Genomic DNA, 17,358 nt, shown 5'->3' with positions numbered 1-17,358 from the left:
ACAAGAGCACGCCAAGCCCCCATGGCAGAGCAAGCACATTCCTTCATCGACCGACTTTCCGCACGTTTCGCAGGTGCGCAGGTCTTCGTGGTCGAACCCCGCGGCGAAGTGACGCTGGAAGTGCCCGCCGCTGACTGGCATGCCACCGCTCTGGCGCTGCGCGACGAATTCGGTTTCGAGCAGGCGGTTGACCTGTGCGGCCTGGACTACCTCGGCTATGGCAGCGACGAATGGGATACGGCCGATGTGTCGTCCCAGGGCTTCAGCCGTGGCGTGGAGGGCAAGTCCGTCGGTCGTTTCGCCTGGGGTGAATTCCCCACCCGCGAAACCAGCGATGGCGCCCAGCCGCAGCCGATCCCGCTGCAGCGTTTTGCCGTGGTTACCCAGCTGCGTTCCTACCAGCACAACCTCACGATGCGCATCCGTTGCTTTGCGCCGAACGAGGAGCTGCCGGTGGTCGCGTCGCTGACCAACATCTGGCCGGGCCTGAACTGGTTCGAGCGCGAAGCGTTCGATCTGTTCGGCGTGATCTTCGAAGGTCACCCGGACCTGCGCCGGATCCTGACCGACTACGGTTTCGTCGGGCACCCGTTCCGCAAGGATTTCCCGCTGATCGGCAACGTCGAAGTGCGCTACGACGAAGAGAAGCAGCGCGTGATCTACGAGCCGGTGACCTCGGTCGAGCCGCGCGTCGGCGTGCCGCGTGTCATCCGTGACGACGCCCGTTTCCAGACCGCTGCCGGCGAAAGCGCGCAGACGGAGGCAAGCAAGTGAGTGAATTCCACCAGGCCAGCCAGGCCTTTGCGAGCAATCCAGCCGAACTCCGGCAGGAGATCCGCAACTACACGATGAACTTCGGCCCGCAGCATCCGGCCGCGCACGGTGTGCTGCGCCTGATCCTGGAAATGGACGGCGAAACCATCATGCGCGCGGACCCCCACGTGGGCCTGCTGCACCGTGGTACCGAAAAGCTGGCCGAGTCCAAGCCGTTCAACCAGTCGATCGGCTACATGGATCGCCTGGATTACGTGTCGATGATGTGCAACGAGCACGCCTACGTGCGCGCGATCGAGACCCTGATGGGAATCGAGGCGCCCGAGCGTGCCCAGTACATCCGCACCATGTTCGACGAAATCACCCGCATCCTGAATCACCTGATGTGGCTGGGGTCCAACGCGCTCGATCTGGGCGCGATGGCGGTCATGCTGTACGCCTTCCGCGAACGTGAAGAGCTGATGGACTGCTATGAAGCGGTCTCCGGCGCGCGCATGCACGCGGCGTACTACCGTCCGGGCGGCGTCTACCGCGACCTGCCGGACCACATGCCCAAGTACAAGGAATCGCGCTGGCACAAGGGCAAGGCCCTGAAGAACCTCAACGCCTCGCGCGAAGGTTCGCTGCTGGATTTCCTGGAGAACTTCACCGTTGAGTTCCCCAAGCGCGTCGACGAATACGAAACCCTGCTGACCGACAACCGTATCTGGAAGCAGCGTACGGTCGGCATCGGCGTGGTCACCCCGGAACTGGCCCACGCCTGGGGCATGACCGGCGTGATGCTGCGCGGCTCGGGCATTGCCTGGGATCTGCGCAAGAAGCAGCCGTATGCCAAGTACGACGCGGTCGAGTTCGACATCCCGCTCGGCAAGGAAGGTGACTGCTACGACCGTTACCTGTGCCGCGTGGCCGAGATGCGCGAATCCAACCGCATCATCAAGCAGTGCGTGACCTGGCTGAAGGCCAACCCGGGTCCGGTCATGGTCAAGAACTTCAAGGTCGCGCCGCCCAGCCGCGAAGACATGAAGGACGACATGGAAGCGCTGATCCATCACTTCAAGCTGTTCAGTGAAGGCTACTGCGTCCCCGCCGGCGAAACCTACGCCGCCGTCGAAGCGCCCAAGGGCGAGTTCGGCTGCTACCTGATGTCCGATGGTGCCAACAAGCCGTTCCGCGTGCATCTGCGCGCGCCGGGCTTCGCCCATCTGTCCTCGATCGACTCGATCGTGCGCGGGCACATGCTCGCCGACGTGGTGGCCATGATCGGCACCTATGATCTGGTGTTCGGTGAGGTGGACCGGTGATCGCATCCGCTTGCACGACGCCTGACACCCGCCGGCTGCTGCCGGCGCTGCAGGTTCTGGTTTTTAACGATTTCGTATTCGCTGAGGTCGGCCGATGAAGGCGACAGGTAATTTCGAGGCGGCGCGCGACGTCGACCCGATGGTGGTCTTGAATGACAAGACCCGTGCGCACATCGATCACTGGCTGGCCAAGTTCCCGCCGGATCGCAAGCGCTCGGCTGTCCTGCAGGGCCTGCACGCCGCACAGGAACAGAATGCGGGCTGGCTGACCGACGAACTGATCGCCGGCGTCGCCAAGTACCTGGATCTGCCGCCGGTGTGGGCCTACGAGGTCGCCAGCTTCTACTCGATGTTCGAACTGGAGAAGGTCGGCCGCCACAACGTCGCCTTCTGCACCAACATCAGCTGCTGGTTGAACGGTGCCGAAGACCTGGTCGCGCACGCCGAGAAGAAGCTCGGCTGCAAGACCGGTCAGTCCACCGCCGATGGCCGCATCTACCTCAAGCGCGAAGAAGAATGCCTGGCTGGTTGCGCCGGTGCGCCGATGATGGTCATCAATGGCCATTACCACGAGCGCCTGACCGTCGAGAAAGTCGACGAGCTGCTGGACGGGTTGGAGTAAGACATGGCACATCATCACGCACCCAGTGGTCCGGTCGGTCCCGCACCGTTGCCGCACCAGGTGGTCTATACCACCCTGCATTACGACACCCCGTGGTCGTATGAGAGCTACCTCAAGACCGGTGGCTACGCCGCCCTGCGCAAGATCCTCGAAGAGAAGATCTCGCCGGAGCAGGTCATCGAGATGGTCAAGCAGTCCAACCTGCGCGGCCGTGGCGGCGCGGGTTTCCCGACCGGCCTGAAGTGGTCCTTCATGCCCAAGGGCACCATGCAGAAGTACATCCTGTGCAACTCGGATGAATCCGAGCCGGGGACCTGCAAGGACCGCGACATCCTGCGTTACAACCCGCATTCGGTCGTGGAAGGCATGGCGATCGCCTGCTACGCCACCGGCTCGACCGTGGGCTACAACTACCTGCGTGGTGAGTTCCACCACGAGCCGTTCGAGAACTTCGAGCAGGCCCTGGCAGACGCATACGCGAACGGCTGGCTTGGCAAGGACATCCTCGGCAGCGGCGTGGACATCGACATCTACGGTGCGCTGGGTGCCGGCGCCTACATCTGCGGCGAAGAAACCGCGCTGATGGAATCGCTGGAAGGCAAGAAGGGCCAACCGCGCTACAAGCCGCCGTTCCCGGCCAACTTCGGCCTGTACGGCAAGCCGTCGACGATCAACAACACCGAGACCTATGCCTCGGTGCCGGCGATCATCCGCAACGGCCCGGAATGGTTCGCAGGCCTGAGCCTGACCAAGAACGGCGGTCCGAAGATCTTCTCGGTTTCCGGTTGCGTGCAGAAGGGCGGCAACTTCGAAGTGCCGCTGGGCACCACCTTCGACGACCTGCTGGAAATGGCCGGTGGTCTGAAGCCGGGCCGCACGCTCAAGGGCGCGGTCCCGGGCGGCGTCTCGATGCCGGTGCTGAAGGCTGAAGAGCTCAAGGGCCTGCAGATGGACTACGACACCCTGCGTGCCCTGGGCACCGGTCTGGGGTCGGGCGCTATCGTGGTGCTGGACGACAGCGTCTGCTGCGTCAAGTTCGCCTGCCGTATCTCGCAGTTCTTCCACAAGGAATCCTGTGGGCAGTGCACCCCGTGCCGTGAAGGCACCGGCTGGATGCACCGCGTGCTGGAGCGCATCGTCGCCGGCAAGGCCACGATGGAAGACCTGCATCAGTTGAAGACGGTGGCCGGCCAGATTGAAGGTCACACCATCTGCGCGTTCGGTGAAGCGGCGGCATGGCCCATCCAGGGCTTCCTGCGCCAGTTCTGGGACGAATTCGAGTACTACATCGTCAACGGTCATTCGATGGTTGACGGCAAGAAGGTGGAGGCAGCCGCCGCATGAGCGCGCAACCCAACAACCCGGGCGTGACGCCGGCCGTGGTGCCCGAGGGACATGTCACCGTCGAAATCGACGGCCAGTCCCTGGTCGTGCCCAAGGGCTCGATGATCATCCAGGCCGCCGACAAGGCGGGCATTCCGATCCCGCGCTTCTGCTACCACGAGAAGCTGCCGATCGCCGCCAACTGCCGCATGTGCCTGGTCGACGTGGAAAAGTCGCCCAAGCCGGCACCGGCCTGCGCGACGCCTGTCATGGATGGCATGAAGGTCGCCACCCGCAGTGAAAAGGCGCTGAAGTTCCAGCGCTCGGTGATGGAATTCCTGCTGATCAACCATCCGCTGGACTGCCCGATCTGCGATCAGGGCGGCGAGTGCGAACTGCAGGACGTTTCGCTGGGCTATGGCCGTTCGGTCAGCCGCTTCAACGAGCGCAAGCGCGTGGTGCCCGACGAGGACATCGGTCCGCTGGTCGCCACCGAAATGACCCGCTGCATCCAGTGCACCCGCTGCGTCCGCTTCACCGCCGACGTTGCCGGTACCTATGAACTGGGTGGCATGTACCGCGGTGAAAACCTGCAGATCGGCACCTACGACGGCAAGCCGCTGACCACAGAGCTGTCCGGCAACGTCGTCGACGTCTGCCCGGTCGGTGCGCTGACCAACAAGGTGTTCCAGTTCCGCGCCCGTCCGTGGGAACTGACCGCGCGCGAGTCGCTGGGTTACCACGATGCGATGGGCTCGAACCTGTTCCTGCACGTGCGCCGCGGCGAAGTGCTGCGCGCCGTGCCGCGCGACAACGAGTCGGTCAACGAATGCTGGCTGTCCGATCGTGACCGCTATTCGCACCAGGGCCTGTACAGCGATGACCGTGCGGTCAAGCCGCTGCGCAAGCTCAATGGCGAGTGGAAGGAAGTGAGCTGGGCTGAAGGCCTGGCCGCTGCCAAGGAAATTTTCGCCGCCAACCAGGGCGACGACCTCGGCGTGCTGGTGCACCCGTCGGCCTCGAACGAGGAGGGCGCACTGCTGGCCCGTCTCGCCGCCGGCCTGGGCACCACGAACATCGATCACCGCATCAACAACCGCGACTTCTCCGACGCCGCCACCGCCGAAGTGTTCGGCCTGCCGCTGGCCGAGATCGAAGGCGCGGACAGCATCGTCGTGCTCGGCAGCAACATCCGCCACGAGCTGCCGCTGCTGCATGCCCGCCTGCGCAAGGCGCAGACCACGCGCAACGCGAAGATCCACGCCGTCAATCCGGTGGACTTCGATTTCGCGTTCAAGCTGGCCAGCAAGCAGATCGTCGCCCCGTCGGCCTTCATCGACGCACTGGGCAATGCCGAGCTGCGGGATGCCGTCAAGGGCGCCAGCAACGCCGTGCTGATCGTCGGTGGCATCGCCGAAAACCACCCGCAGGCTGCCGCGATCCGCGCCGCCGCGCGTGATTTCGCCGCTGCAACCGGTGCCAAGCTGTGCCGTATCCCGCAGGGCGCCAATGCCGTGGGTCTTACCCGCGCCGGCGTGCTGCCGGCCGGCAAGGACGTCAACGCCATGCTGGCCCAGCCGCGCAAGGCCTATGCGATCTACGGCATCGAGCCGGGCCTGGACTTCGCCGACGCCGCCGCTGCCCGCAAGGCACTGGCCGGTGCCCAGGTGGTGGCTTTCAGCCAGTTCGCCTGTGCCTCGACCCGCGATGTCGCCGACGTGATCCTGCCGATCGGTGCACTGCCGGAAGTGGATGCCACCCTGACCAACCTCGATGGTCGCGAGCAGTCGGCCCGTGCCGGCGGCAAGCTGCCGGGCGAGGCGCGTGAAGGCTGGCGCGTGCTGCGTGCACTGGGCGGCGAACTGTCGCTGGCCGGTTTCGAGTTCACCGATCTGGCCGGCCTGCGCGCCAGCCTGGCACCGGTCAGCGTCACCGTCTCTTCCTCGGCGGCAACGCCGGTGGCAGGCGAGGGCCTGGAAGTGACCTCGACCGCCGCGATCTACCGCACCGATGCGGTGGTCCGTCGCGCCCAGGCACTGCAGTCGCATCCGCTCAACACCGCGCCGCGCATCGTGCTCAACACCGCCGATGCCGCCCGCCTGCAGTTGGTCGAAGGGCAGATGGCCAAGGTCGGCACCGATGCCGGTCGCGCCACCCTGCCGGTGGTGGTGGACGCCCGCGTCGCCGCGGGTTCGGTCTGGATTGAATCGGGCCACGGTGCAACCGCACCGCTGGGTGCCGCACGCGTAACGGTGGTGGCTGCATGAACGAATTGCTGTTGAACGCGGTCGACCCGCTGCACCAGTGGCTGCTGTCACTGGGCGACATCGGCGCGCTGCTCTGGATCATCCTGAAGATCCTGGTGATCGCCATGCCGGTGATCATTTCGGTGGCCTTCTACGTGGTCTGGGAGCGCAAGCTGATCGGCTGGATGCACGTGCGTCATGGCCCGATGTATGTCGGCATGGGCATCTTCCAGGCCTTCGCCGACGTCTTCAAACTGCTGTTCAAGGAAATCATCCAGCCGAGCAGCTCGCACAAGGCGATGTTCATCCTTGCGCCGCTGATCACGCTGGGCCCGGCCTTCGCGGCCTGGTCGGTGATTCCCTTCGACGCACAGATCGTGCTGTCCAACGCCAACGCCGGCCTGCTGTATCTGCTGGCGATGACCTCGCTGGGCGTGTACGGCATCATCCTGGCCGGTTGGGCGTCCAACTCGAAGTACGCGTTCCTGGGTGCCATGCGCGCCTCGGCGCAGATGATCAGCTACGAAATCGCGATGGGCTTCGCCCTGGTCGGCGTGATGATCGCCTCGGGCAGCCTCAACCTGAGCAACATCGTGATGGCGCAGGCGGGCAACTCCGGTCTGTTCGACTGGTTCCTGCTGCCGCTGTTCCCGTTGTTCATCGTGTACTGGGTGTCCGGCGTCGCCGAAACCAACCGCGCGCCGTTCGACGTCGTGGAAGGTGAATCGGAAATCGTGGCCGGCCACATGGTCGAATACTCCGGTGGTGCGTTCGCGCTGTTCTTCCTGGCCGAATACGCCAACATGATCCTGATCAGCTTCCTGATCTCGATCTTCTTCCTCGGTGGTTGGCTGAGCCCGCTCCAGGGGTGGATCACGGCAGACATCTCGCCGTGGATCGACTGGATCTGGAAGGGCGGCTGGCCGTGGCTGCTGCTGAAGGTCTTCTTCTTCGCCAGCTCCTACATCTGGTTCCGTGCCAGCTTCCCGCGCTTCCGTTACGACCAGATCATGCGTCTGGGCTGGAAGGTCTTCATCCCGCTCACCATCTTCTGGATTGCAGTGACGGCGTTGATGGTGTTTTACGGCGTGATCCAGAAGGGCGTCTAAGCGATGAACCGAATTACTCATTACTTCAAAAGCCTGCTGCTCCTTGAGCTGCTCGGTGGTCTGTGGCTGACCCTGAAGTACGCCTTCAAGCCCAAGTACACGATGATGTACCCGATGGAGAAGTTCCCGCAGTCGCCGCGTTTCCGCGGTCTGCATGCACTTCGCCGCTACCCCAACGGTGAGGAACGCTGCATCGCATGCAAATTGTGCGAAGCGGTGTGCCCGGCGCTGGCGATCACCATCGATTCGGCCAAGCGCGAGGACGGCACCCGCCGTACCACCCGTTACGACATCGATCTGTTCAAGTGCATCTTCTGCGGCTTCTGTGAAGAAAGCTGCCCGGTGGACTCGATCGTCGAGACCCACATTCTCGAGTACCACTTCGAGAACCGTGGCGAGAACATCGTTACCAAGCCGCAGCTGCTGGCCATCGGTGATCGGCTTGAAGCCGAGATCGCCGAGCGTCGCGCCGCCGATGCCGCTTTCCGCTGAGGTCGAATGATGGATTGGGTAAATATCAGTTTCTGGGTCTTCTCCATCGTGGCGGGCATTTCCGCTGCGGCGGTGATCAGCGTGCGCAATCCGGTCTACGCCGTGTTGTGCCTGATCCTGACCTTCTTCTCCGTGGCCTGCATCTGGATCCTGGTCGGGGCCGAGTTCCTCGGTGTCGCGCTGGTGCTGGTCTACGTCGGCGCGGTCATGGTGCTGTTCCTGTTCGTGGTGATGATGCTGGACATCGATCCCTCCAACCTGCGTGAGGGCTGGGTACGTTACCTGCCGCTCGGCCTGGTGGTGGCGGTGACGATGCTCGTGCAGATGCTGGTGCTGATCGGCGTGAAGGGCAGGGCGGTCAATCCGTTCCCGGCCGACAACGCTGCCGCGCTGGCGGCTGACACCTCCAATATCACCTGGTTGGCCCGCAGCCTGTTCACCGAGTACCTGCTGCCGTTCGAGTTCGCCGCCGTCATCCTGACCGTGGCCGTGGTTGCCGCCGTGATGCTGACCCTGCGTCGCCGCACCGGCCTGAAGACCCAGAACCCGTCCGAGCAGACCATGGTCAAGGGCAGCGATCGCCTGCGCATCGTCAAGATGGATGTGGAGAAGCCGATCGTGCACACCAACATCAAGCCGTCCAGCAACGAGGAGGCGCAGCCATGATCACGCTTGGCCACATTCTGGCGCTGGGTGCGGTGCTGTTCTGCATCAGCCTTGCCGGCATCTTCCTCAACCGCAAGAACATCATCGTGCTGTTGATGTCCATCGAGTTGATGCTGCTGTCGGTCAACATCAATTTCGTCGGGTTCTCGCGTGAGATGGGTGATACGGCCGGACAGCTGTTCGTCTTCTTCATCCTGACCGTGGCCGCGGCCGAGGCCGCCATCGGCCTCGCGATCCTGGTAACCCTGTTCCGTACTCGCCGCACCATCAATGTCGGCGAAGTCGATTCGCTGAAGGGCTGATCCGTAGATGGAAATCACTCTCTCCAAGAGTCTGTTGATCGCAGTGGTGCTCGCACCGCTGTTCGGCAGCATCATCGCCGGCCTGTTCGGTCGTCAGGTCGGTCGCGCTGGCGCGCAGGCGGTCACCATCCTCGGCGTGGCGGTCAGCTGCGTGCTGTCCAGCTACGTGCTGTACATGCTGCTGTGGGGCGGCGCCCAGCCGTTCAACCAGAACCTCTATACGTTCTTCGACGTGGGTCAGTACTCGGCGCACGTCGGCTTCATGGTCGACAAGCTCACTGCGATGATGATGGTCGTGGTGACCTTCGTGTCCTTCCTGGTGCACGTGTACACCATCGGCTACATGCAGGATGACCCGGGCTACCAGCGGTTCTTCAGCTACATCTCGCTGTTCACCTTCTCGATGCTCACCCTGGTGATGAGCAACAACTTCCTGCAGCTGTTCTTCGGCTGGGAAGCGGTGGGCCTGGTCTCGTACCTGCTGATCGGCTTCTGGTTCAAGCGCCCGACCGCCATCTTCGCCAACATGAAGGCCTTCCTGGTCAACCGTGTCGGTGACTTCGGCTTCATCCTCGGCATCGCCGGCGTGCTGTGGGTGTTCGGCACCCTGGATTACGCCACCGTGTTCGCCAATGCCCAGGTGCTGGGCCACCCGGATGCGCTGATCCAGATCTGGTCGGGCACGATCAATCTGTTCGGCACCTCCATCCCGGTGATGAGCGAGCCGGTGATCTGGTCGGTCGCCACGGTGATCTGCATCTGCCTGTTCATCGGTGCGATGGGCAAGTCGGCCCAGGTGCCGCTGCACGTCTGGCTGCCGGACTCGATGGAAGGCCCGACCCCGATCTCGGCGCTGATCCATGCCGCGACCATGGTCACCGCGGGCATCTTCATGGTCACCCGCATGTCGCCGCTGTTCGAGCTGTCGCAGACCGCACTGAACTTCGTGCTGTTCATCGGCGCCACCACCGCGTTCTTCACCGGCCTGATCGGCATCGTGCAGAACGACATCAAGCGCGTCGTCGCGTACTCCACGCTGTCCCAGCTGGGTTACATGACCGTCGCCCTGGGTGTGTCGGCCTACTCGGCGGCCGTGTTCCACCTGATGACCCACGCCTTCTTCAAGGCGCTGCTGTTCCTCGGCGCGGGCTCGGTGATCATCGCCATGCACCACGAGCAGGACATGCGCAAGATGGGCGGCCTGCGCAAGTACATGCCGATCACCTTCATCACCATGTGGATCGGTACGCTGGCCCTGGTCGGTACCCCGTTCTTCTCCGGCTTCTACTCCAAGGACACCATCATCGAGGCCGCGCAGCACCACGCGCATGTGTCCTCGAGCTGGGTGGCGACCTACGGGTACTGGGCGGTGCTGGGTGGCGTGGTCGTGACCAGCTTCTACAGCTTCCGCCTGCTGTTCCTGACCTTCCATGGCAAGGAACGCTTCCGCGATGCGCATGACGATCATGGTCATGGTCACGGCCATGACGATCACCACGCCGCTGACGCGCATGCCGCCGATGCCCACCATGGCGACGCGCATCATGACGATCATGGCCACGGCCATGGCGCGCACGAGCCGCACGAAACCCCGTGGGTGGTGACGCTGCCGCTGATCCTGCTGGCGATCCCCTCGATGGTCATCGGTTTCTTCAGCATCGGTCCGATGCTGTATGGCACCGACTGGGCCGGCCACCACGCCGAGACCGCCATCCCGGGCCAGACGCATTCGTTCTTCACCGGCATCGTTGATTTCTACGACCCGGCGCGCAACACCATCGGTGCGCTGGCCGAAGAGTTCCACGGCCCGGTGGCCTTCGCCATCCACGGCATGATGGCCCCGGCCTTCATCCTGACGGTGGTCGGCTTCCTGCTGGCGGCGCTGTTCTACCTGTGGAAGCCGGAACTGGCCGGCAAGGCCCGCAAGACCTTCGCGCCGATCGTGTCGGTGCTGGAGAACAAGTACGGCTTCGACAAACTCTGGATCGGCGGTTTCGCCGGCGGCGGTATCAAGCTCGGCAAGGTTTCGCGCGCGATCGACACGAATGTGGTCGATGGTGTGGTGGTCAACGGTTCGGCGCGCCTGATCGATCTGGCGGCCAACCTGCTGCGTCGCACCCAATCCGGTTTCCTCTATCACTACGCCTTCGCGATGATCATCGGCCTGATTGCCCTTCTGGGCGTCCTGATGCATTACCTGCGTTGATGACCTGTACGGAATAAGAAGACGTGTCGAACTGGCCCCTACTTAGTGTTCTCATCTGGCTGCCGATCATCGGCGGTGCATTGATCCTTGCCATCCGTGATGCCCAAACCGCCCGGTGGGCGTCGCTGGGTGTCGCGGTGCTGACCTTCGTGGCCAGCCTGTCGCTGCTCAGCGGCTATGACACGGGAATCGACGCGCTGCAGTTCGTCGAGACCCGCGCCTGGATCCCCGCCTACGACATCGGCTACAACCTCGGCGTCGACGGCATCGCGATCGCGCTGATCCTGCTGACCACGCTGGTCTCGGTGCTGGCCCTGATCGGTGCCTGGAGCGCGATCGACAAGCGCGTGAACCAGTACGTGGCCGCCTTCCTGATCCTGGAAGGTGTCACCGTCGGTATTTTCGCCGCGACGGATGCGATGCTGTTCTACGTGTTCTTCGAAGCGATGCTGATCCCGATGTTCCTGATCATCGGTGTCTGGGGTGGCCCGCGCCGCATCTACGCCGCGCTGAAGTTCTTCCTGTACACCTTCCTCGGCTCGGTGCTGATGCTGGTGGCCCTGATCTACCTGTACCTGAAGGGTGGCAGCTTCCAGCTGGCCGACCTGTACCAGCTGCAGCTGTCGGGCAAGGAACAGACCTGGATCTTCTTCGCGTTCCTGATCGCGTTTGCGGTCAAGGTGCCGATGTTCCCGGTCCACACCTGGCTGCCGGACGCCCACGTCGAAGCGCCCACCGCCGGTTCGGTGATCCTGGCCGCGATCGCGCTGAAGATCGGGGGCTACGGCTTCCTGCGCTTCAACCTGCCGATCGTCCCGGACGCCTCGCAGGAATGGGCATGGCTGGTGATCACGCTGTCGCTGATCGCGGTGATCTACGTCGGCCTGGTCGCCCTGGTGCAGGACGACATGAAGAAGCTGATCGCCTATTCGTCGATCGCGCACATGGGCTTCGTGACCCTCGGTACCTTCATCGCCCTGTGGCTGGTGCGTGACGCCGGCAATCCGGATGCGGCCCGCCTGGGCCTGCAGGGTGCAATGGTGCAGATGGTCTCGCACGGCTTCGTGTCCGGCGCGATGTTCTCCTGCGTCGGCGTGCTGTACGACCGCATGCACAGCCGCCGCATCGCCGATTACGGCGGCGTGGTCAACGTCATGCCCTGGTTCGCCACCTTCGCCATGCTGTTCTTCATGGCCAATGCCGGCCTGCCGGGTACCAGCGGTTTCGTCGGTGAGTTCATGATCATCATGGCCAGCTTCCAGCGCAATCCGTGGCTGGCACTCGGCGCGGCGAGCACCCTGGTGATCACCGCGGCGTATACGCTGTGGCTGTACAAGCGCGTGTTCTTCGGTGAGGTGGCCAACGCCCATGTCGCCGAACTGAAGGACATCAACGGTCGCGAGTGGCTGGTGTTGGGTGTATTCGCCGTGGGCACCCTTGCCCTGGGCCTGTACCCCAAGCCGCTGACCGACCTGATGGAGCCCTCGATCGCGAAGCTGGCGATGCAGATCGCATCCAGCAAGCTGCTGTAATCGGGCCGTCGAGAGTATTGATTCCAGGATTTGATGATGACCACCTCGCCGCTGTTGCCACTGACCGCCGCTGACCTCCCGCCGCTCGCTCCCGAGCTGGTGCTGGTCGGCAGTGCGTTCGCCCTGTTGATGCTTGATCTTTTCATCAGTGAGAAGAACAAGATCTGGACCCACCTGTTCTCGGTCGCTGCGCTGGCGGTCGTGTTCTTCATGCTCGCCACCGGAGTGGGCGGGCAGGGCGAGGTCTTCCACGGCATGTTCGTCCGCGACACCGCGGCCGACGTGATGAAGACCGTGATCGTGCTGTGCAGCGGCCTGACCCTGATCTACGGCTGGAGCTACCTGCGCGAGCGCAAGCTCTACCAGGGCGAAATCCCGGTGCTGATCCTGTTCGCCACCGCGGGCATGATGATCCTGGTCTCGGCGGGCAGCCTGCTGATGGTCTACCTGGGCCTGGAACTGCTGGCGCTGTGCTCCTACGCGCTGGTCGCCAGCAACCGTGAAAACGGTCTGGCCTCGGAAGCGGCGATGAAGTACATCGTGCTGGGTTCGCTGGCTTCGGGTCTGCTGCTGTATGGCATGTCGCTGATCTACGGCGCCACCGGCTCGCTGCACCTGGACGCCATCAACGCGGCCATTCCGCATACCGAAGAGAAGATGCTGCTGCTGACCGGCGCGGTGTTCATGATCGCCGGCGTGGCCTTCAAGCTGGGTGCCGCCCCGTTCCACATGTGGCTGCCCGACGTGTACCAGGGTGCCCCGGCACCGGTCGCGCTGTTCATCAGCTCGGCCCCGAAGCTGGCGGCCTTCGGCATGGCCTACCGCCTGCTGGAAATGGGCGTGGGTCCGCTGGCCGACGAGTGGAAGTACCTGATCGGTGGCCTGGCCGCACTGTCGCTGGTGATCGGCAACCTGATGGCGATCGCGCAGACCAACCTCAAGCGCATGCTCGCGTTCTCGACCGTCTCGCACATCGGCTTCCTGCTGATGGGCATGGCCGGTGGTGGCGAGCGGGGTTACTCGGCGGCGCTGTTCTACGCCCTGAGCTACGCGATCATGTCCACTGCCGCGTTCGGCGCGATCATCGCCTTGTCGCGCAATGGCTTTGAAGCCGAGAAGATCGAAGACTTCAAGGGTCTGAATGCCCGCAACCCGTGGATGGCCGGCCTGGTGCTGTGCATCATGGCGTCGCTGGCAGGCATCCCGCCGTTCCTGGGCTTCTGGACCAAACTGGCCGTGCTCGGTGCCGCGATCCAGGGCGACATGCTGTGGCTGGCCATGGTCGGCGTGATCTGCGCCGTGATCGGCTGCTTCTACTACCTGCGCGTGATCAAGGTCATGTACTTCGATGAGCCGGTGGGTGAGCCGCTGCCGGCCAACAACGACCGCGTGCTGGGCGTGGTGCTGGGCGTGAATGCCCTGGCGCTGCTGGCCCTGGGTGTGGCGTGGAACCCGATCATGGTGTGGTGCCAGCAGGCATTTGCACATATTTCGTAAAAAACGATACAAACGTGCGCAACTCGTGTAATATTCATCTCCTGAGTTGTTGATGCAGCGGTTTCGCCAGAACATCGTTGCTAGGAAGTCCCCCGGGTCTTCCGCACTCATCCGCTTCTGCTGCGGGGTGGAGCAGTCTGGCAGCTCGTCGGGCTCATAACCCGAAGGTCGCAGGTTCAAATCCTGCCCCCGCTACCATATAGCTCCGGTGCAAGCCGGAGGCAGTGGACGAATCAAGCGATACCGGAAACGGTGTCGCTTTTTTCGTTCCAGGGTCTGGCTCGCTTTGCACAGCCGATGTTTCAAAGGGGTTGCACGGGAACTCAAACTCCCTTACAATTCCGCTTCTGCTGCGGGGTGGAGCAGTCTGGCAGCTCGTCGGGCTCATAACCCGAAGGTCGCAGGTTCAAATCCTGCCCCCGCTACCACAGAAAATCTGCAGTGCAGATGCAGTAGACGAAAAGGCGATCTCGGCAACGAGGTCGCTTTTTTCGTTGTGGCATCGCCTGAAATGTTGCCCGCCTTTGCTTGCGACTTCGGTGACTGGCCAGCCATTTCCGTAGGCAGCGGTGCAGGCAGGTTGGCGGGACCATTGGGCGACATGGATGTCGCCCATGAGCCCCCATGGGTGAGGGCGCATTGCCTGCGAGGCACTGCCTCGCATGCGTTCGAACGCACAGCCGCCAGCGGCTGGGCCGGGCCGCGGAGCGGGGTTCACGGCGCGTCCCGCGGACCTGCCCCCGCCGCTGCCCATGACGAAGGTCAAAAGACCCGCGTCCGCTGTTCAGCTTTCCAAATAGGAAGGCGACAAACCACCCCAGCCATTGCACCAGCGAGGTGCAACGGCTATCATCAGTGGCTTAGCGGACTGTCTACTCATCTCCTGTCAACGGAAATGAACAGGCCCCGCAACCGGCTTCCAGGAACGGCAACCTGTACCCAGGCCGCCGTGACCCCCGGAACGCTGGGCTCGCAGGAACGCACCACGTGCGCATCTGCACCGGAATCCAGCATGACCGGAGTTGTACCGGACAGGGGCCCAACGGGCCCTTTGTTGTTTCCGGAAGGTGGTCCATGCAACGGACCAGACCCGTATCTCTTTCAACGAATCAAGGCCGACTGTGAGCGACAAGGCAACCGAAATCGCGAATCTGCTCGCCCCCACCGTTCAGTCGCTGGGTCTCGAGCTGCTGGGCGTGGAATATCTGACCGCCCCGGGTGGTGCCACGCTGCGTTTGTACATCGACGTGCCGCTGGCCGAACAGCCCGAGCGCATCGTCAACATCGACGACTGCGAACGCGTCAGCCGCGAAGTGTCCGCCCAGCTGGACGTCGAAGACCCGATCACGGCGAATTACACGCTGGAAGTGTCTTCGCCGGGCGTGGACCGCCCGCTGTTCACCGGCGACCAGTTCGAGCGCGCCATCGGCGAATCGGCCAAGGTGACGCTGAGCCTGCCGCAGGATGGCCGCCGCCGTCTGCAGGGCGAGATCCTCGCCGTGGATATCGAACAAGGCACGGTCACCTTCAAGGTCGACAATGCCCCGTTTACCGCCGACATCGACAACATCGACAAGGCACGCATCATGCCGGACTGGGCCGCCCTCGGCCTGGCTCCGACCAAACCGACTGGCCCGGCACCCAAACAGGGTGGCAAGGCGAACAAGAAACCATCCAACGAGCAGGCGGCCAAAAAGCCGCGGGCGGAGTGAGCCAATGAGCAAGGAACTTTTGCTGGTAGTGGATGCGGTCGCCAACGAAAAAGGCGTCCCGCGCGAAGTCATCTTCGATGCCATCGAGGCAGCGTTGGCTTCGGCTGCCAAAAAGCGTTACCCGGAAGAAGAAGTGCTGGCCCGTGTGTCGATCGACCACAAGGACGGCAACTACGAAACCTTCCGCCGCTGGGAAGTGGTGGCCGATGACGTGGTCATGGAGTCCCCGGACCGCCAGATCCGTCTGATGGACGCCATCGATGAAGCCGACGGCGTGGAAGTCGGCGACTACATCGAAGAGCAGATCGAAAACCCGGACTTCGGCCGCATCGCCGCACAGGCCGCCAAGCAGGTGATCGTCCAGCGCGTGCGCGAGGCCGAGCGTCAGCAGGTGGTCGATGCGTGGAAGGATCGCGTCGGCGAACTGGTCACCGGTGTGGTCAAGCGCGCCGAGCGCGGCAACATCTATGTGGACCTGGGCGGCAACGCCGAGGCCTTCATTCCGAAGGACAAGGGCATTCCGCGCGACGTACTGCGCGCTGGCGACCGCGTGCGCGGTTATCTGGCCGAAGTCCGTTCGGAACCGCGTGGCCCGCAGCTGTTCATCAGCCGCGCCGCCCCGGAATTCATGATCGAACTGTTCAAGCTCGAAGTGCCGGAAGTCGGCCAGGGCCTGGTCGAGATCAAGGCCTGTGCACGTGATCCGGGCGACCGCGCCAAGATCGCCGTGCTGGCCCACGATTCGCGTACCGATCCGATCGGTGCCTGCATCGGCATGCGCGGTTCGCGCGTGCAGGCCGTGTCCAACGAGCTCAATGGCGAGCGCGTGGACATCGTGCTGTGGAACGAGAACCCCGCCAACTTCGTCATCAACGCGATGGCGCCGGCGGAAGTGCAGTCGATCATCGTCGATGAAGAAAAGCACTCGATGGACCTGGCCGTGGCGGAAGAGCGCCTGGCCCAGGCGATCGGCAAGGGCGGCCAGAACGTCCGCCTTGCCAGCCGCCTGACCGGTTGGCAGCTCAATGTGATGACCCAGGACCAGGTGACCGCCAAGTCCGAGGCAGAGCAGGGCGTTGCCCGTCAGCTGTTCATGGACAAGCTGGAAGTGGATGAAGAAATCGCCGCCATCCTGGTGACCGAGGGCTTCAACACCGTGGAAGAAATCGCCTACGTCCCGGTCGGCGAACTGCTGGCCGTGGAAGGCTTCGACGAAGACATCGTCGAAGAGCTGCGTGCCCGTGCCCGCGATGCGCTGCTCAACGAAGCGCTCGCGGTGGAAGAAGGTCTGGAAGACGGCTCGCCGTCGGAAGACCTGCTCGCCCTGGAAGGCATGGACGAGGCAACTGCCTACGCCCTGGCCGGTCACGGCGTGCGTACCAGTGAGGACCTGTCGGACCTGGCCGCCGACGAGATCCTCGAGTTCGGCATCGAGGACATGGACCAGGAGCGCGCCGCCGCCCTGATCCTTGCCGCCCGAGCCGAGGAGATCGCCCGCCTGGAGCGCGGCGAATGAGCCAGCGATGAACAGTGCCCTGACCCGCTCAGGGCTTAGACTCCGCGCTGCCTTCGC

14 protein-coding genes and 2 tRNA genes are annotated in these 17,358 nt (G+C 63.5%); all 16 read left to right on the top strand.

Going from position 1 to position 17,358, the window contains the following annotated elements; translation table 11 throughout:
• The first annotated feature begins 21 nt into the window (after positions 1-21).
• The 16 genes from ACWV8V_RS09205 to nusA all read left to right on the top strand — a co-directional run bounded on the left by ACWV8V_RS09205 (position 22) and on the right by nusA (position 17,301).
• Positions 22-774, top strand: a complete 753-nt coding sequence (locus ACWV8V_RS09205; protein WP_121038427.1) for an NADH-quinone oxidoreductase subunit C — start codon at positions 22-24, stop codon at positions 772-774.
• Positions 771-2,078, top strand: coding sequence for an NADH-quinone oxidoreductase subunit D (locus ACWV8V_RS09200; protein WP_121038424.1), 1,308 nt, complete (start codon positions 771-773; stop codon positions 2,076-2,078). Before ACWV8V_RS09205 ends, ACWV8V_RS09200 begins: the two co-directional genes overlap by 4 nt.
• A gap of 94 nt (positions 2,079-2,172) precedes the next feature.
• Positions 2,173-2,700, top strand: coding sequence for an NADH-quinone oxidoreductase subunit NuoE (gene nuoE, locus ACWV8V_RS09195; protein WP_121038421.1), 528 nt, complete (start codon positions 2,173-2,175; stop codon positions 2,698-2,700).
• A gap of 3 nt (positions 2,701-2,703) precedes the next feature.
• Positions 2,704-4,044 (top strand): NADH-quinone oxidoreductase subunit NuoF, encoded by a 1,341-nt coding sequence (nuoF, locus tag ACWV8V_RS09190; RefSeq protein ID WP_123730636.1) that lies wholly within the window; start codon positions 2,704-2,706, stop codon positions 4,042-4,044.
• Positions 4,041-6,290 carry an NADH-quinone oxidoreductase subunit NuoG gene (gene nuoG, locus ACWV8V_RS09185; RefSeq protein ID WP_455899513.1) on the top strand — a complete coding sequence of 750 codons (2,250 nt, stop codon included), beginning with the start codon at positions 4,041-4,043 and terminating at the stop codon, positions 6,288-6,290. Before nuoF ends, nuoG begins: the two co-directional genes overlap by 4 nt.
• Complete coding sequence (gene nuoH, locus ACWV8V_RS09180) at positions 6,287-7,378, top strand: NADH-quinone oxidoreductase subunit NuoH (RefSeq protein ID WP_102788058.1); 1,092 nt, start codon at positions 6,287-6,289, stop codon at positions 7,376-7,378. Before nuoG ends, nuoH begins: the two co-directional genes overlap by 4 nt.
• Positions 7,379-7,381: 3 nt before the next feature.
• Entirely contained in the window at positions 7,382-7,870 is a 489-nt protein-coding gene (gene nuoI / locus ACWV8V_RS09175; protein WP_121038409.1) for an NADH-quinone oxidoreductase subunit NuoI, read from the top strand.
• A gap of 9 nt (positions 7,871-7,879) precedes the next feature.
• Entirely contained in the window at positions 7,880-8,536 is a 657-nt protein-coding gene (locus ACWV8V_RS09170) for an NADH-quinone oxidoreductase subunit J (protein ID WP_455899629.1), read from the top strand.
• Positions 8,533-8,838 carry an NADH-quinone oxidoreductase subunit NuoK gene (gene nuoK, locus ACWV8V_RS09165; protein WP_019182685.1) on the top strand — a complete coding sequence of 102 codons (306 nt, stop codon included), beginning with the start codon at positions 8,533-8,535 and terminating at the stop codon, positions 8,836-8,838. Before ACWV8V_RS09170 ends, nuoK begins: the two co-directional genes overlap by 4 nt.
• A gap of 7 nt (positions 8,839-8,845) precedes the next feature.
• A complete protein-coding gene (gene nuoL, locus ACWV8V_RS09160) occupies positions 8,846-11,044 on the top strand; it encodes an NADH-quinone oxidoreductase subunit L (protein WP_455899512.1) in 2,199 nt (732 codons plus the stop codon).
• A gap of 23 nt (positions 11,045-11,067) precedes the next feature.
• The gene (locus ACWV8V_RS09155; RefSeq protein ID WP_259261440.1) at positions 11,068-12,576 is read left to right on the top strand and encodes an NADH-quinone oxidoreductase subunit M; all 1,509 of its coding nucleotides are present in this window, start codon (positions 11,068-11,070) and stop codon (positions 12,574-12,576) included.
• 36 nt (positions 12,577-12,612) lie between these two features.
• On the top strand, positions 12,613-14,073 hold the full coding sequence (gene nuoN, locus ACWV8V_RS09150; RefSeq protein ID WP_259261441.1) for an NADH-quinone oxidoreductase subunit NuoN: 1,461 nt from the start codon (positions 12,613-12,615) through the stop codon (positions 14,071-14,073).
• 121 nt (positions 14,074-14,194) lie between these two features.
• A tRNA-Met gene (locus ACWV8V_RS09145) sits at positions 14,195-14,271 on the top strand.
• 153 nt (positions 14,272-14,424) lie between these two features.
• Positions 14,425-14,501 (top strand) — tRNA-Met (locus ACWV8V_RS09140).
• Between the two features lie 693 nt (positions 14,502-15,194).
• Complete coding sequence (rimP, locus tag ACWV8V_RS09135) at positions 15,195-15,785, top strand: ribosome maturation factor RimP (RefSeq protein WP_123730641.1); 591 nt, start codon at positions 15,195-15,197, stop codon at positions 15,783-15,785.
• Between the two features lie 4 nt (positions 15,786-15,789).
• The gene (nusA, locus tag ACWV8V_RS09130) at positions 15,790-17,301 is read left to right on the top strand and encodes a transcription termination factor NusA (RefSeq protein WP_121038394.1); all 1,512 of its coding nucleotides are present in this window, start codon (positions 15,790-15,792) and stop codon (positions 17,299-17,301) included.
• Positions 17,302-17,358: the final 57 nt, after the last annotated feature.

The organism is Stenotrophomonas sp. Ker107b (assembly GCF_053847245.1).
The sequence above is the reverse complement of the archived record's forward strand: the minus strand, read 5'-3'. Positions and strand labels throughout refer to the sequence as shown.

What these genes read in the sequence shown, in the direction of transcription:
- ACWV8V_RS09205 (WP_121038427.1), top strand. Translation starts at nt 22, where the DNA reads ATGGCAGAGCAAGCACATTCCTTCATCGACCGACTTTCCGCACGTTTC.
- nuoE (WP_121038421.1), top strand. Translation starts at nt 2,173, where the DNA reads ATGAAGGCGACAGGTAATTTCGAGGCGGCGCGCGACGTCGACCCGATG.
- nuoF (WP_123730636.1), top strand. Translation starts at nt 2,704, where the DNA reads ATGGCACATCATCACGCACCCAGTGGTCCGGTCGGTCCCGCACCGTTG.
- nuoG (WP_455899513.1), top strand. Translation starts at nt 4,041, where the DNA reads ATGAGCGCGCAACCCAACAACCCGGGCGTGACGCCGGCCGTGGTGCCC.
- nuoH (WP_102788058.1), top strand. Translation starts at nt 6,287, where the DNA reads ATGAACGAATTGCTGTTGAACGCGGTCGACCCGCTGCACCAGTGGCTG.
- nuoI (WP_121038409.1), top strand. Translation starts at nt 7,382, where the DNA reads ATGAACCGAATTACTCATTACTTCAAAAGCCTGCTGCTCCTTGAGCTG.
- ACWV8V_RS09170 (WP_455899629.1), top strand. Translation starts at nt 7,880, where the DNA reads ATGGATTGGGTAAATATCAGTTTCTGGGTCTTCTCCATCGTGGCGGGC.
- nuoK (WP_019182685.1), top strand. Translation starts at nt 8,533, where the DNA reads ATGATCACGCTTGGCCACATTCTGGCGCTGGGTGCGGTGCTGTTCTGC.
- nuoL (WP_455899512.1), top strand. Translation starts at nt 8,846, where the DNA reads ATGGAAATCACTCTCTCCAAGAGTCTGTTGATCGCAGTGGTGCTCGCA.
- nuoN (WP_259261441.1), top strand. Translation starts at nt 12,613, where the DNA reads ATGACCACCTCGCCGCTGTTGCCACTGACCGCCGCTGACCTCCCGCCG.
- nusA (WP_121038394.1), top strand. Translation starts at nt 15,790, where the DNA reads ATGAGCAAGGAACTTTTGCTGGTAGTGGATGCGGTCGCCAACGAAAAA.